We start from the raw sequence: 14,488 nt of genomic DNA on the forward strand, positions 1-14,488 counted from the left end.
TTTCCGCACAAATGCCCGGCAGCGAACTCGCTCCGGAGCCCCGGACGCTGTGGAACATAGTGCAGGAGTCGGCGCGGCTCCACCCCGACGCCACAGCCTTGGACGACGGCGTAAAAGCCCTCAGCTACGACGAGCTTGTAAAGGCGGTGCAACGCCGGGCCGCAGACTTGACCCAGGCCGGGCTGGGCGCCGGAGACAGGATCGGCGTTCGCATCCCCTCCGGCACTTCCACGCTGTACCTAGCCATTTTGGCCATCATCTCGATTGGCGGCGCCTACGTCCCCGTCGATGCCGACGATCCCGAGGAACGCGCTGCCCTGGTCTTCGGTGAAGCCCAGGTCGCTGCTGTCCTGGGCGACCCGCTCACCGGCAAGGCACTGACCATGGCAGGGGAACGCCCCGCCCCGTTCGCGGCTCCTCGGCTGCCGCTTCCCACGGATGACGCCTGGATCATCTTCACGTCCGGTTCCACCGGAACCCCGAAGGGCGTGGCCGTCAGCAACCGCTCCGCCGCAGCCTTCGTCGATGCCGAGGCAAGCATCTTCTTGCAGTCCGAGCCGATCGGACCCGATGACCGGGTGCTTGCCGGACTCTCCGTGGCTTTCGATGCCTCCTGTGAGGAGATGTGGCTGGCCTGGCGCTACGGCGCCGCACTGGTTCCCGCGCCGAGGTCGCTGGTCCGTTCCGGCATGGATCTGGGACCCTGGCTCATTTCCCATGGCATCACGGTGGTTTCCACCGTTCCAACACTGGCCGCGCTCTGGCCGGCGGAGGCGCTGGAATCGGTCCGGCTGCTCATTTTTGGCGGCGAAGCCTGCCCTCCCGAACTTGCCAGCCGCCTGGCCGTCAAGGGCCGCGAGGTCTGGAACACCTATGGCCCCACCGAGGCAACCGTTGTTGCCTGTGCCGCTCCCTTGGGCGGAGAGGGCCCGGTCCGCATTGGTTTGCCGCTCAACGGCTGGGACCTGGCAGTGGTGGATGCCGCCGGGGAGCCCGTCGCCGAGGGCGAAGTGGGTGAGCTGATCATTGCCGGCGTCGGCCTGGCACGTTACCTCGACCCCGCCAAGGATGCCGAGAAATACGCTCCCATGCCCGCATTTGGCTGGGAACGCGCATACCGCAGCGGTGACCTGGTGCGACTGGAAAGCGCAGGCTTGGTCTTCATGGGCCGCGCCGACGACCAGGTCAAGCTGGGCGGACGGCGGATTGAGCTGGGCGAAATTGATGCCGCCCTCCAATCCCTGCCGGAAATTTCCGGCGCCGCAGCCGCTGTCCAGGACACGGCCGGAGGCAGCCAGCTGCTGGTCGGCTACCTGGTTCCGGCCCCCGGCACGTCCCCGGACCCGGCGGCGCTGCGTGCGGTCCTCGCCGAGTCGCTCCCCGCGGCCCTGATTCCGCTGCTCACCTTTACTGATGCCCTGCCCACAAAGATCAGTGGAAAAGTGGACCGCAAGGCCCTGCCGTGGCCGCTGGAACAAGCAACTGACGACGGCGATTCCCTCGCCGGAACGCTGGGGCCGGAGGCGCAGTGGGTGCTGGATCAATGGCAGGCTGTGCTGGGCGGCGCCCCGGCCTCCCTCGATACCGACTTCTTTGCCAGCGGCGGCGGCAGTCTCGCCGCCGCCCAGCTGGTCTCGGCGCTGCGGCAGCGCTACCCGCGGATTACTGTTGCAGACGTTTATTCGCACCCGCGGATCGGCGCCCTGCTGGAATTGGCACTGGGTTCCGTGCCGAGCGGCGGCCCCGTTGAAGTCGTGAACCGCACGGTGGGCCGCACGCAGCGAAAATCCCAGGTGTTCCAAACCCTCATGGGTGTTCCCCTGCACGTTTTGGTGGGCATGCGCTGGCTCACCTACCTGATGGCCTTGAACAACATCGCTGCCTGGCAGGGATGGCTGCCGGGAGCCCCCACGGTTTCCTGGTGGTGGGTGGCGGCCTCCTGGCTGGTGTTTGTGTCCCCGTGGGGCCGCATGGGGATCTCGGTCATCGCGGCCCGGGTGTTGCTGCGCGGGGTGGGTCCGGGCAGTTATCCCCGCTCCGGCAAGGTGCACCTGCGGCTGTGGCTGGCTGAACAAATTGCTGACCTGGCCGGCGCCGTCACCCTGGCCAGTGCCCCCTGGGTGCCGTACTACGCCCGTGCCCTCGGCGTGAAGATGGGCCGGAACGTGGACCTGCATTCAGTGCCGCCGGTCACCGGGTTGCTGCGCCTGGCGGAGGGCTGCTCGGTTGAACCCGAGGTGGACCTGTCCGGCTGGTGGATCGACGGCGACTGGGTCCACATCGGTGAGATCTCCATCGGAGCCGGCGCCGTGGTCGGCGCCCGCAGCACACTCATGCCGGGTGCCCGCATCGGGGCAGGCGCCCACGTTGCGCCGGGATCCGCCGTCCGCGGCAAGGTCAAGCCGGGCGTCACCGTCTCCGGCTCGCCGGCGGAGCGGACAGGCAAGGCCAAGCACTCCTGGCCCGAGCTGCACACACCAGCCACCTGGCGGCGCGAGCTGCCGTTTGCCGGCGCCTCCGCATTCCTGTCGTTGATTCCGTTTGCCGCAGCTGCCGCCGCCGTCTGGATCGTGCTGGTGGCCGTCAACGGGCAGCAGTCACTTTCAGCGGCCGTCCCCACCCTGCTCTGGTCGGTGCCGGTGGCGGCCCTTGTCTGGTTCCTGACACTGCTGCTGTTGATCCTGGCCACTGTGCGCCTGCTGGGCATCGGCCTGCGCGAAGGGCACTACCCCGTCCGCAGCCGGATCGGCTGGCAGGTCTGGGCCACCGAGCGTGTCCTGGACATGGCCCGTGACCTCTTGTTCCCCATTTACTCGAGCCTGTTCACGCCCGTCTGGCTGCGCCTGCTGGGCGCCAAGGTCGGCAAGAACGTGGAGGCCTCCACTGTGCTGCTGCTGCCGAAAATGACAACCATTGGCGCCGGCGCATTCCTGGCCGACGACACCATGATTGCCTCCTATGAACTGGGCGGCGGCTACATCCACATTGCCCCCGCAAAGGTGGGCAAGCGGTCCTTCCTGGGGAACTCGGGCATGGCCGCGGCGGGGCGCACCCTGCCCCGCAACTCGCTGGTGGCCGTGCTGTCGGCAGCCCCGGCCAAGGCCAAGGCCGGCACCTCCTGGCTGGGCAGCCCGCCCGTCCGCCTGCGCCGCACGAACCTGGACACCGACAAGTCCCTGACCTTCAACCCGCCCCTGCGGCTCAAGGTGGCAAGGGCCCTCTGGGAGAGTTGCCGGCTGATCCCCACCGTGCTGTCGGTGGCTGTGGCGGCCGCCGTCCTGGCCGTGTTCGACGCCGTCGCACTTGCCGCCGGCTACTGGCTGGCCGCCCTGCTCAGCGGCCTGGTCATCATGGTGGTGGGCGCCCTTGCCGCGGGCAGCTCGGTGGTCGCCAAATGGGTGCTGGTGGGCCGCATCAAGCCCGGCGAGCATCCCCTGTGGAGCTCGTTCATCTGGCGCAACGAAGTGGTGGACACCTTCATTGAAATGGTCACCGCGCCGTGGTTTGCCCGTGCAGCAGTGGGCACACCCGCCATGGTGTGGTGGCTGCGTGCACTCGGTGCCAAGATCGGGCACGGCGCCTGGTGTGAAAGCTATTGGCTGCCGGAGGCCGACCTGGTCACCCTGGGCGAAAGCTCCACCGTCAACCGCGGCTGCGTGATTCAGACGCACCTCTTCCATGACCGCGTCATGGCCATCGATACGGTTACGCTGGAGGACGGGGCCACCATGGGCCCGCATGGAGTGATCCTGCCTGCGGCACGCATCGCCACCAGCGGCACCGTGGGTCCGGCTTCCCTTGTCATGCGCGGAGAAACCGTACCTGCCAGCAGCTACTGGATGGGCAACCCCATCAGCCCCTGGAAGGGACCGGATTTCTCGGACCGCGCATGACAGGCACCTGCCCCTGACCCGCAATTCCCTCGACCCGGGACTGCTCCCGACAACCAACTGATTCGGATACCCAGCCCAGCATGAGTTTTCTCCACCGCACCCGGCCTTCCGCCCCAGGCTCCGCGGCCGCGGATGTCCCCGCCCGGCCTGACCCGTACATCCCCCTCCACGGCAGCACCAGCTACGCGGTGACGCACTACGAGCTGGAACTGGAGGCCAGGCTGGCCGGAAACCAGCTCCAGGGCCGGGCCGTCATCACGGCCCGGGCCCTGGTGCCGATGACCTCGGTGGAGCTTGACCTCACCGGACTGGGCATGGACAAGGCTTCCGTCGACGGAATCCGCGTGGTGAAGCATTCCCACCGGCAGGGGAAATTGCGGCTCCAGCTGCCTGCCCCCGCGGACGCCGGGACGGAGTTCACCGTGGACATCCGCTACAGCGGCAACCCCTCCCCCGACGACGGCGAGTGGGGCGACGTCGGCTGGGAAGAACTGAACGACGGCGTACTGGTCGCCGGCCAGCCCACCGGGGCCCCGACGTGGTTCCCCTGCAACGACAGGCCCGGTGACAAGGCGTCCTACCGCTTCACCGTCACCACCGACGCCGACTACACGGTCGTGTGCAACGGCACGCTGGTCTCCCATGCGAAAAAATCCAGCCGGGAAACCTGGGTGTACGAGCAGCCCGCACCGATGGCCACCTACCTGGCCACCCTGCAGATTGGCCGGTACAAACTGCTGGACCTGCCCGCCGCCGCAGGCCAAACACAGCTGCCCATCACGGTGGCCGTGCCCAAGAAGCTCCAGCCCCGGGCCGCCACTGCCCTGGCCCGGCAGCGGGAGATGGTTGACGTCTTCAGCAAGCATTTCGGGCCCTACCCTTTTCCTGCCTACACGGTGGTGGTGACCGAGGACGAACTCGAGATCCCGCTCGAGGCGCAGTCCCTGTCCATCCTGGGCAGCAACCACATGGACACCGGGTGGGAAGCGCAGCGGCTGATCGCCCACGAACTCTCACACCAGTGGTTTGGCAACTCCCTGACGCTGGCGTCCTGGCGTGACATCTGGCTGCACGAGGGCTTTGCCTGCTACGCCGAGTGGCTCTGGTCCGAAGACAGCGGCTCCATGACGGTTGCCGAACGGGCTGCTGCGGCACACGAAAGACTGCAGTCCGGGGCCGACTCCCTGGCGGTCGGGGACCCCGGGCCGGAGCTGATGTTTGACGACGCCGTCTACAAGCGCGGGGCCCTTGCGTTGGAGGCTGTAAGGGAGGGCGCCGGCGACAGCAACTTCTTTGCCCTGCTGCACCAGTGGGTGGCGGAGAACCGCCACGGCTCCGTGTCCACGGAGTGCTTCATTGCCCTGGCCGATCGGCTGTGCGCCGATGTGCCGGGGTTCTCTGCCGCCGACATCCTCACCCCCTGGCTGTACCAGCAACCGTTGCCGCCACTGCCCGGCGGCCACACCGGGGACGCCAGGCCGTGAACGCCGGGGCGGGGCCCGTCGTGCTTTCCGGGTTTGGTCCGGTAGGGCAGGAATTCCTCACCAGGATCCGGCGGAACCACAGTGGTGAAATCCATGTTGCGGGGATCCGGGGGCACACCGGGGAGGTCAAGCTGGGCCCGGACACCATTGTTCCGGCACGCACAGACTGGAACCCTCTCACGCCCATCACCGACTTCCTGCAGGGAACTGGCGCCAGGGTGCTGGTGCAGGCCCTCCCATCCACCAGCGAAGCCCGTCCGCGCGCCGTTGAAGAGTCGATTGCCGCACTTCGCCAGGGTGTGCACGTGGTCAGCGCAACAAAAAGCCACCTCCTCACCCACTGGCGGGAGCTGGAAGAAGCAGCGCAGCTGGGCGGGAGCCGGATCAGAATTTCCGGCGCCACCGGCGCCGCGCTGCCGGTGGCGGACCTGGCCCGCACCGGCCTGCAGGGCTTGGGCTGCCGGGCGGTCCGCGCCTGTCCAAACGGAACCTCAACATTTGTGCTTGACCGGATGGCAGAAGGCGGAAGCCTCGAGGACGCCATCAAGACGGCACAACAACTCGGCATTGCGGAAGCGGATGTGGCCGCTGATCTGTCCGGCTCCGACGCAGCCAACAAAGCGAGCCTGATCGCCGGCTTGTTGTGGGGCTGGGACGTTGCCAGGATCCGTGTCGAAAGGGAAGGAATCGATGCGGGCTCTGTACGCCGCGCCACAGCCACGGCTGCTGCCGGCCAAAAGCTCCGTGCTGTTGCCACGGCATCGGTTGACAGTCCCCTGAGGGTCTCGGTGGGATTGGAACTGGTCTCAGCCGGCGATCCGCTGCATCAAATTTCCGGCCCGGAAAAAGCCGTCACCTTCCACTGCCCCGAGGCGGGCGACATCACCGTGCAGGGCGGCCGGTCAAGCCCCGCCGGAGCAGGCCTGGCCATGGTCAAGGACGTGCTCAACCTGCTGCGCACCGGCGCTGCCGGTTTCTGCTGACTGGACGAAACGACCACTGGAAACTGCTGGTCTGGATGCCGCTGGGCTAAAAAAGCGGCAGGGCTGAAAGCCGCTGGGCTAAAAAGCCACGGCGGCGGCAAACCCCGCCGGCAGGCCCACCTCGGCCGGCACCACATCCCACACGTCCGGGGCAGCGCCCTGACCCCGGACGCCCCCAGTGACCCCAGGGAAAATAGCTTCCGGGAAGGCCGGGATGAGGGCCGGGTCCGTGCGCAGTCCCAATCCTGAGTGCTTGGCCAGTGCTTCCTTGCGCGCCCAGGCGGCGGCCCGCCACGCATCCCGCAACTCCGGGGCAACCGCGGCGAGGCGCACCTTTTCGGCGGGACTGAGCGCGACGTCGTCGAACCCGGCAAAGGCCACCGAGGCAAGGTGCTGCACATCAACGCCAAGGGACAGGCCGGCTGCCGGCACCATGACAACCAGGGCCCAGCCGCGGCTGCGCGAAAAACTGATTGACAGCTCAGCGCGGACGCCGTCGTGCAGGTAGCCCGGACGGCCGTGCGAGGGGACGGGGTTTGGGCCGCAGTCGGGACAAGCGTAGGCCGCCTCCAGGCTGTGCGGGGCGGCTCCGAGCAGTTCCGCGGCCATGAGGCGCTGCGCCACACGCCCGGCCATGAAGTCGCGACGTGTGGCGGCGTCGAGGATGGCTGCGGCCCGGGCCAGTTCGGCCGGATCCAGCAACCCGGCCTGTTGCAGGTCAACGGCCGCCAGTTCAAAGGCCCGCACTGTCAGCCGGCCGCGAAGATCCGCACCGGTTACCGCCTCGTTCACCTGTCCTCCACCCTCCGTTCACCTTGCATTTCTTCTGTAGGGCTATGATCGGGCCATGACTCGACCCATCCCTGATTTCACCGGCTTCACCGTTATGGACAATGACGACGACGACCCCATCCTGCTGGCTCCGGACGGATCCCGGGTGGACACGTGGCGCGACGGCTACCCTTACGATGCGCGGCTGCGGCGGGACGTCTACGACGTTGAAAAGCGGTTGCTGCAAATTGAGTTGCTGAAGCTGCAGCAATACATCAAGGCTACCGGGCAGCGGGTGGTTGTCTTGTTCGAGGGCCGCGACGCCGCAGGGAAGGGCGGCACCATCAAGCGTTTCACCGAACACCTGAACCCGAGGGGCGCCCGGGTGGTGGCGCTGGAAAAACCCAGTAAACGCGAGTCCAGCCAGTGGTATTTCCAGCGCTATGTCGCCCACCTGCCCAGCGCCGGGGAAATGGTCTTGTTTGACCGGTCCTGGTACAACAGGACCGGCGTTGAAAGGGTCATGGGGTTTTGCACGAAGGAAGAATATGACGAGTTCATCCGCCAGGCCCCGGTGTTTGAACGGATGCTGGCCAATGACGGCATGACTGTCATCAAGTTCTGGTTTTCCGTCACGCAGGCAGAACAGCGGACCCGGTTCATCATTCGCCAGGTGGACCCTGTGCGCCAGTGGAAGCTTTCACCCATGGACGTGGCCTCATTGGACAAATGGGATGCGTACACCCAGGCCAAGGAACGCATGTTCAAAAGGACCGACACCAAGCACGCACCGTGGACGGTGGTCAAGTCCAATGACAAGAAGCGGGCCAGGTTGGCGGCCATGCGCCATGTGCTGAATTTGTTTGACTACCCAGGCAAGGACCACGAAGTGGTGGGAGTGCCGGATCCGCTCATTGTGGGCCCGGCGTCGGCCGTGGTGGGCGAGGGCGAGGAATTCTAGGGCCAGCTATGCTCACACCGTGGAAGCCACAGCGCAGACACTGAACGCAGTACCGACGCCTGCCGCGCTTGCTGCGGCCCGGTGAACCGCCACTTTAACAAGTAACCCGCAGTTGTGGCTGAAAAACACGCTAAATTCGCGATTTTTCCAGCCACGACTGCGGGTCAGATGTTCGTTGCGGGGGGGGGTCTGGTCACACTGTCTGTGCGGTGGCGCCCGGGCGGGATCCGCCGTCGTGCTTCCTATCCCGCAGGGCAAGCAAAAGGCTTGCAGCGGTGGCCGGATCGCCAACAGTGACGGCGAATTGCTTGTCGGCAGTAGTGGTGACGATGAGGCCGGGGCCCGCGCCCATGACGACGGCGGAACGTCCGGGCATGAACCGGTAGCCCCAGCCGCCCCACTCGGAAGGACGGATCTCGGTGACCTCGACGGCGGCAATGTCCTCGAGGCGGATGCGCTTGAGCGGGATGCGGCCCAGGGTGGAGACGATGCGCAGGCCGCGCCAGTCGACGGTCAGGTGCATGTGGGCGATGAGTGCGACGACGACTGTGCTGGCGAGCATGGTGCCGAGGCCAATCCACGACACACCGCTGCCGTCCAGGACCGCCGGGAGGTACAGTGCGGCGGTCAATGCCAGGAGAGCAAACGGCATCCAGAGCAGTATTTTTGAGGTGACGGACCGGGACCATGCGCCGGATTCCTGCGCCCCCAACGGGATCCGGGTTTCGTGCCGCGTGGTGGTGAACTTTGGCTTGGGTGCGATAAAGTACGGCACCGCGCCGAACAGGAACGAGGCAATGAGTGCGGCCAGCCACCAGCCCAACACGGCGTTTTCGGCGTTTCCGGCCTGTAACGTGAGACCTGCGGAGATCAGCCAGGTGCCTGCTCCCATGCCGGATATCATGCCTGCGAATCCCACAATGCCGCGCAACAGGGCGGGGCGCAGGGTGCCCAAGCAGGCTGAGACCAGGGCGATGGTTGCCGGAATGACCGTCAGGGCCAGACCGAGGCCAAGCGCGGTTCCCGTTCCTGTGAAGTCGTCCGGCACCCCGGTGCCGGACCAGTGCGAGGCCAGCTCAGCGGGCAGTTTGTCCTGCCACAGCAGCCACGTCAGCACGACTGCAGCCAAGGGCAAGAGTCCGACGATGCCGGAGGCGATGCGCCGGGTGGCGCTGGTCCTTTGTTGTACCTCAGTCATGCTTGTGCAACTCCCCCAATCAAACGCGCGACATCCTGCTGGGACATTCCCAGCTTGCGCGCTTCTTCCAATAGTTGTTCTGCCAATTCGGTGATGCGTATCAGCCCAGGCCCCGCATCTTGGCGCACAAATGCTCCGCGACCCTGGCGCATCTCGATAACGCCCTCGTCGCGCAGCTGTTTGTAGGCACGAAGCACTGTGTGCATGTTTATCTGCAACGCCGTGGCGAGATCACGCGCCGGCGGCAGTCGCTCCCCCGGCACCAAGGCGCCGTCGACAACTCCCGCACGAACCTGGACCGCAATCTGGTCGGCCAGTGACAGCGCCGATGCAGAATCAACACGAAATAACATGTTTGCAATACACATGCGAACAATGCGATCACCGCAATGCGAACAACCCGCGTCAGGTGCGCGCCTCTTCTTGTTGGCCGGCGGCGATATCCTCGACGGCGCTGACCAAGGCCTGGACGGACCGTGGCCCACCGTGGCCTTCGTCCTCGACAATCGTCAGCACACTGCCCGGCCACCGCTGGTGCAGGCGCCAGGGTGTCACCACCGGGCCGCTGACATCGCGCCGGCCATGTATGAGGTGGCCGGGAATCCCGTTGAGCTCGTGGATCCTGTCCGTGATCTCCAAACCTTCGGCCGAAAATCCATCATTCGACCAGTAGTGCGTCACCAGCAAGGCGAACGTCATGCGAGTACGCTCGTCCTGGATCCAGGGCCCCGGGATCAGCGTGGAGTTCAGCGACACGTGCCAGGACTCCCAGCTGTCCCAGCCAGCGGCAGCAACCCTTGCATCTTCCCTGTCCGCCCCGGCCAGCCGCCGGGCATAGGCTTCCACCACCCGCTCGCCGGGCCGGGCGCCCGATGCCTGGGAAAATTCCTGCCAGGCCTCCGGGAAGATCATCCCCACTCCCTCGGTGATCCAGTCAACTTCGCCTCGGCTGGTTGTCGTGACAGCCATCAAGGCTATCCCGGTGACCCGCTCCGGATGAGCCAGCGAGTAGGCCAGGCCCAGGGTGCTGCCCCACGAAACACCTGTGACGATCCACTTTTCAATGCCCAGGTGTTCCCGGACCGCTTCGATGTCGGCGATCAACGTCTGGGTGGTGTTGCGTGACAGCTGCTCCAGGTCGTCCTGGACAGTGGGCGTGCTGCGGCCGCACCCGCGCTGATCGAGCCCTATGGTCCAAAAACGTTCGGGCTCATGGCGATTTCGATAGCCTCCCGCGCCCAATGAGCTGCCCGGGCCGCCGTGCAGATACAAGACCGGCACACCGTCCGGATTGCCCGATGTTTCCCAATAGATCCTTGCCTCGGGGACATCCACCCAGCCGTTTCCCAAGTCTTTTCGTTCAGTCGCCATGAATCAATTGTGCATTACGGGCCCCAGGGAACTCCGCCATCCAGGCACCGGACGTTAAAGAAGTGACCCGCAGTTGTGGTCGCAAAAGTGACGTTTTCACGTCATTTTGCGACCACAACTGCGGGTCACTTGTATGGGAACGGGGCCTGCGTAGGGATCAGCGCTGGGTGGCGCCGAACCGCTCTGCAGCAAGCTCGACGGCGGATGCCCGCGCCGCCGATGCCTCATCGGCCGTCAGGGTCCTGTCGGCGGCGCGGAAGCGCAGGCCAAAGGCCAGCGACTTGCGTCCCTCCGGAATGCCGGCGCCCTGGTATTCGTCAAACAAGGCCACATCCTCAAGGAGCTCGCCCGCGCCTTCGCGCAGGGTTTCCAGCACGGACTGTGCCGGGATCTCTGCGGGAACCACCAGTGCCACGTCCTGGGTTGCCACCGGGAAGGTGGAGATCGGCTTGGCAACAATGACGTCGGCAGCAGCGGCAAACACCTTGTCGGCGTTGATCTCCATGGCCACCGTCCGGGCGGGCATGTGCAGCTCGGCCAGCAGCTTCGGGTGCAGCTCGCCGGCATAGCCGACAACGTCCCCATTGCGAAGTGTCAGCTCGGCGGCACGTCCCGGGTGGAACGCCTGGTGCGAGCCCTGTGTCACGACAAGTTCCACACCAACGACGTCGGCCACCAGGCGGGCGGCGTCAATGGCATCTGCCCAGTCCCAGGCACGCGGTGCATGCGAGGGGGCGGCCGGGGAATCCTTGCCGGTGAACACTGCAGCCATGGTGAGCGGCTGGTACGGGATGCCGTCGTACAGGGCGTCAAGGACGTCCTCGGACGGCTTGATGCCCAGCGGCGGGATGGCCGCGGTGCCAAACGTCTCGTCCGGCAGGAACACCAGGCCGGACTCAAAGAGGGCCAGGTCGTGGAAGCCGCGCGAGTGGTTGCGCTTGGCAATCTCAATCAGGCCCGGCAGCACGGAGGTCCGCAGGAAGCCGAATTCCTCGCTGAGCGGGTTGGCAAGCTTCACGGCCGTGCGGGCGGCACCGGCGTCGGCCACGCCGAAGGTGTCGTTGGACGCCTTCGACACGAACGGGTAAGCCAGAATTTCGGTCAGCCCGGAGTCGGCCAGGGCCTGGACCACGCGGCGGCGCTGCTGCTGGACGCGCGAGTAGCCGCGGCCGGGAGGTGCCGTGGGAAGGGTCGCCGGGATGAGGTTGTAGCCCACCAGGCGGGCCACCTCCTCCGTCAGGTCTTCCTTGGTGAGCAGGTCGTGGCGCCAGCTGGGGGCCGCGACGGAATATCCGCCGTCGACCTTGTCCACCACGGCGCCCAGGTCGGTCAGCGAACCGATGATCTGCGACTGCGTGAACTCGATGCCGATGCGGGCCGAGGTGAACCCGGACGGCAGGAACACGGGAGCCACCACGGCGGGGGTGCCAACGTCGGTGATGGTGGTTTCCTCTGTGCCGCCGGCCAACTCAACCAGGAGGTTCACGGCGCGCTGGGCTGCAACGTCGGCAACCTCGGGGTCAACGCCGCGCTCGAAGCGCTTGGACGCCTCGGACGGGAGCTTGTGGCGCCGGCGCGAGCGGGAGATGGACACTTCCTCGAAGTGCGCGGCCTCGATGAGCACCCGGGTGGTGGCGGAGGTGACCTCGGTGGCGGCCCCGCCCATGACGCCGGCAACCCCGATGGCGCCGGAACCGTCGGTGATGAGCAGGTCCTCGGCGTCGAGCTTGCGGACCTTGCCGTCAAGGGTCTTCAGCGTTTCGCCGGCGGCGGCGCGGCGGACCGTGATCGGGCCGGAGAGTTTGTCGGCGTCGTAGAAGTGCAGCGGCTGGCCGAGTTCCAGCATGACGTAGTTGGAGATGTCCACCGGCAGGGAGATGGAACGGATCCCGGCCAGGCGCAGTCGCGAGGACATCCACGTCGGAGTTGGCGCACCGGGGTTAATTCCGGTGACTGTGCGTGCCACAAACCTGTCGCAGCCCGGCAGGCCGTAGATTGGCGCCTCGTCGGCAAGCACGACGGCGTGACCCTCACCCGAGGGTTCGCTCACCGTCACCAGGGATGCCGGATCCGTGAACACGCTGTCCGTGGCGTGCGCGTATTCACGGGCAACGCCGCGGATGCTGAACGCGTAGCCGCGGTCCGGGGTGACGTTGATTTCGGCTGCTTCGTCCGTCAAGCCCAGGAGCTCCAGCGCGTCGGTGCCCAGCTCCGGGTCAAGGCCCAGGGTGGAGAGCACCAGGATGCCGTCGTGGTCCTCGCCCATGCCCAGCTCACGCACTGAGGCGATCATGCCTGCCGAGACGTGGCCGTAGGTCTTGCGCGGGGTGATGCGGAAGTCGCCGGGCAGCACGGCACCGGGCAGGGTCACAACAACCTTGTCCCCCACCTCGAAGTTGTGTGCACCGCAAACAATGCCCTGCACGCCGGAGGGATCGATGCCGTCAATGTCCAGGGTCTGGGCGGCACCCTCGGGCACCACACGGACGGTGCACCAGTTGATGGTCTTGCCGTTCGTCTGTGCTTCCTTCTCAAGGGTCAGGACCTGGCCCACCACGATGGGGCCGCTGATCTCATCCAGGGGACGGTGCACGTCTTCTTCTTCAAATCCGACCTTTACCAGGTCGGTCATTACGTCTTCGGCGGTTGCGCCCGCCGGTACCTGCGCATACTCGCGCAGCCAAGTCAGTGGAATACGCACCGCTTAGATCTCCATCCCAAAGTGTTCGCTGAATCGTACGTCGCCCTCGATCATGTCGTGCATGTCGCCCACTTCGTTGCGGAACATGAGCGCCCGCTCGATGCCCATGCCGAAGGCAAATCCTGAGTATTCGTCCGGGTCGATGCCGGCCGCGCGGAGCACGTTCGGGTTGACCATGCCGCAGCCGCCCCACTCGATCCAGCGCGGGCCGCCCTTGGCGCCGGGGTGCCAAATGTCAATCTCGGCGGAGGGCTCGGTGAACGGGAAGTAGTTCGGGCGCATGCGCACGATGGCTTCTGCACCAAACATCTGCTGGACAAAGTGCTCCAGCGTCCCGCGCAAGTCCGCCATGGACAGGTTCTTGTCGATGGCCAGGCCCTCGAACTGGTGGAACACGGGGGTGTGCGTGGCGTCGAGCTCGTCGGTGCGGAACACCTTGCCCGGGCACAGCACGTACACGGGCAGCTCGCGTTCCAGCAGGGCGCGGACCTGCACCGGTGAGGTGTGGGTGCGCAGCAGCAGGTGGGCCTCGGGGGGCTCCACGAAGAACGTGTCCTGCATTTCGCGGGCCGGGTGGTCCGGCTTGAAGTTCAGGGCATCGAAGTTGAACCATTCCGATTCAAGTTCGGGGCCTTCGGCGATTTCCCAGCCCATGCCCACGAAGATGTCGCTGACGCGGTCCTGCAGCGTGGACAGCGGGTGGCGGGCACCGGCACGGCGGCGGCGCGGGGCGGCCGTGACATCAACTGTCTCCTCGACCAGGATGCGCGCGGCGTCCTCGGCCTCGAGCACACCGGTGCGGGCTGCGAGCGCCTTGGCGACACGGCCGCGCGAGCCGCCCATGAGCTTGCCGGCGGCAGCCTTGAATTCCTTGGCGAGCCCGCCGATCTCACGGTTGGCAAGGCTCAGCGGCGACTTTTCGCCGGTGTGCGCCAGCCGGGCGGTCTTCAGCTCATCCAGTGTGGCGGCGTCGGCAATGGCTGCGAGCGCGTTGTCAACGGCTGTGCCAATGGCTGCTTCGTCCAGCGGATCCGGGACCGTTGCGGGTTCGATGGTTGGTTCGGGCATCTCTGCCGTCTTTTGGGGCATTTCAGACATCTACAGTTTTTACCTAAGCTCGTGTGCG

10 protein-coding genes are annotated in these 14,488 nt (G+C 66.2%); 4 read left to right on the forward strand and 6 right to left on the reverse strand.

Annotated elements, in window-relative coordinates:
* Positions 1-11 precede the first annotated feature (11 nt).
* The 3 genes from AC1L6K_RS15655 (at position 12) to AC1L6K_RS15665 (ending at position 6,360) form a co-directional block, all read left to right on the forward strand.
* On the forward strand, positions 12-3,893 hold the full coding sequence (locus AC1L6K_RS15655; RefSeq protein ID WP_480952790.1) for a Pls/PosA family non-ribosomal peptide synthetase: 3,882 nt from the start codon (positions 12-14) through the stop codon (positions 3,891-3,893).
* A gap of 80 nt (positions 3,894-3,973) precedes the next feature.
* Positions 3,974-5,377 carry a M1 family metallopeptidase gene (locus AC1L6K_RS15660; protein ID WP_480949770.1) on the forward strand — a complete coding sequence of 468 codons (1,404 nt, stop codon included), beginning with the start codon at positions 3,974-3,976 and terminating at the stop codon, positions 5,375-5,377.
* The gene (locus AC1L6K_RS15665; RefSeq protein ID WP_480949771.1) at positions 5,374-6,360 is read left to right on the forward strand and encodes a hypothetical protein; all 987 of its coding nucleotides are present in this window, start codon (positions 5,374-5,376) and stop codon (positions 6,358-6,360) included. Before AC1L6K_RS15660 ends, AC1L6K_RS15665 begins: the two co-directional genes overlap by 4 nt.
* A 78-nt stretch (positions 6,361-6,438) precedes the next feature.
* On the opposite strand, the gene AC1L6K_RS15670 is transcribed toward AC1L6K_RS15665, so the two are convergent.
* On the reverse strand, positions 6,439-7,152 hold the full coding sequence (locus AC1L6K_RS15670; RefSeq protein ID WP_480949772.1) for a 4'-phosphopantetheinyl transferase family protein: 714 nt from the start codon (positions 7,150-7,152) through the stop codon (positions 6,439-6,441).
* A gap of 55 nt (positions 7,153-7,207) precedes the next feature.
* On the opposite strand from AC1L6K_RS15670, the gene ppk2 reads away from it, so the two are divergent.
* Positions 7,208-8,092 carry a polyphosphate kinase 2 gene (ppk2, locus tag AC1L6K_RS15675; RefSeq protein WP_480949773.1) on the forward strand — a complete coding sequence of 295 codons (885 nt, stop codon included), beginning with the start codon at positions 7,208-7,210 and terminating at the stop codon, positions 8,090-8,092.
* 193 nt (positions 8,093-8,285) lie between these two features.
* On the opposite strand, the gene AC1L6K_RS15680 is transcribed toward ppk2, so the two are convergent.
* From AC1L6K_RS15680 to pheS, 5 genes are all read right to left on the reverse strand, one after another.
* A complete protein-coding gene (locus AC1L6K_RS15680; RefSeq protein WP_480949774.1) occupies positions 8,286-9,290 on the reverse strand; it encodes a hypothetical protein in 1,005 nt (334 codons plus the stop codon).
* A complete protein-coding gene (locus tag AC1L6K_RS15685) occupies positions 9,287-9,658 on the reverse strand; it encodes a GntR family transcriptional regulator (protein ID WP_480949775.1) in 372 nt (123 codons plus the stop codon). The genes AC1L6K_RS15680 and AC1L6K_RS15685 overlap by 4 nt, the downstream gene beginning before the upstream one ends.
* 37 nt (positions 9,659-9,695) lie before the next feature.
* Entirely contained in the window at positions 9,696-10,661 is a 966-nt protein-coding gene (locus AC1L6K_RS15690) for an alpha/beta fold hydrolase (protein ID WP_480949776.1), read from the reverse strand.
* Positions 10,662-10,818: 157 nt separating this feature from the next.
* Complete coding sequence (gene pheT, locus AC1L6K_RS15695; RefSeq protein ID WP_480949777.1) at positions 10,819-13,362, reverse strand: phenylalanine--tRNA ligase subunit beta; 2,544 nt, start codon at positions 13,360-13,362, stop codon at positions 10,819-10,821.
* 3 nt (positions 13,363-13,365) lie between these two features.
* Positions 13,366-14,460: a phenylalanine--tRNA ligase subunit alpha gene (gene pheS / locus AC1L6K_RS15700; protein WP_480949778.1), complete on the reverse strand. Its 1,095-nt coding sequence runs from the start codon at positions 14,458-14,460 to the stop codon at positions 13,366-13,368.
* Between the last annotated feature and the right edge of the window lie 28 nt (positions 14,461-14,488).

The organism is Specibacter sp. BI4 (genome assembly GCF_056680095.1).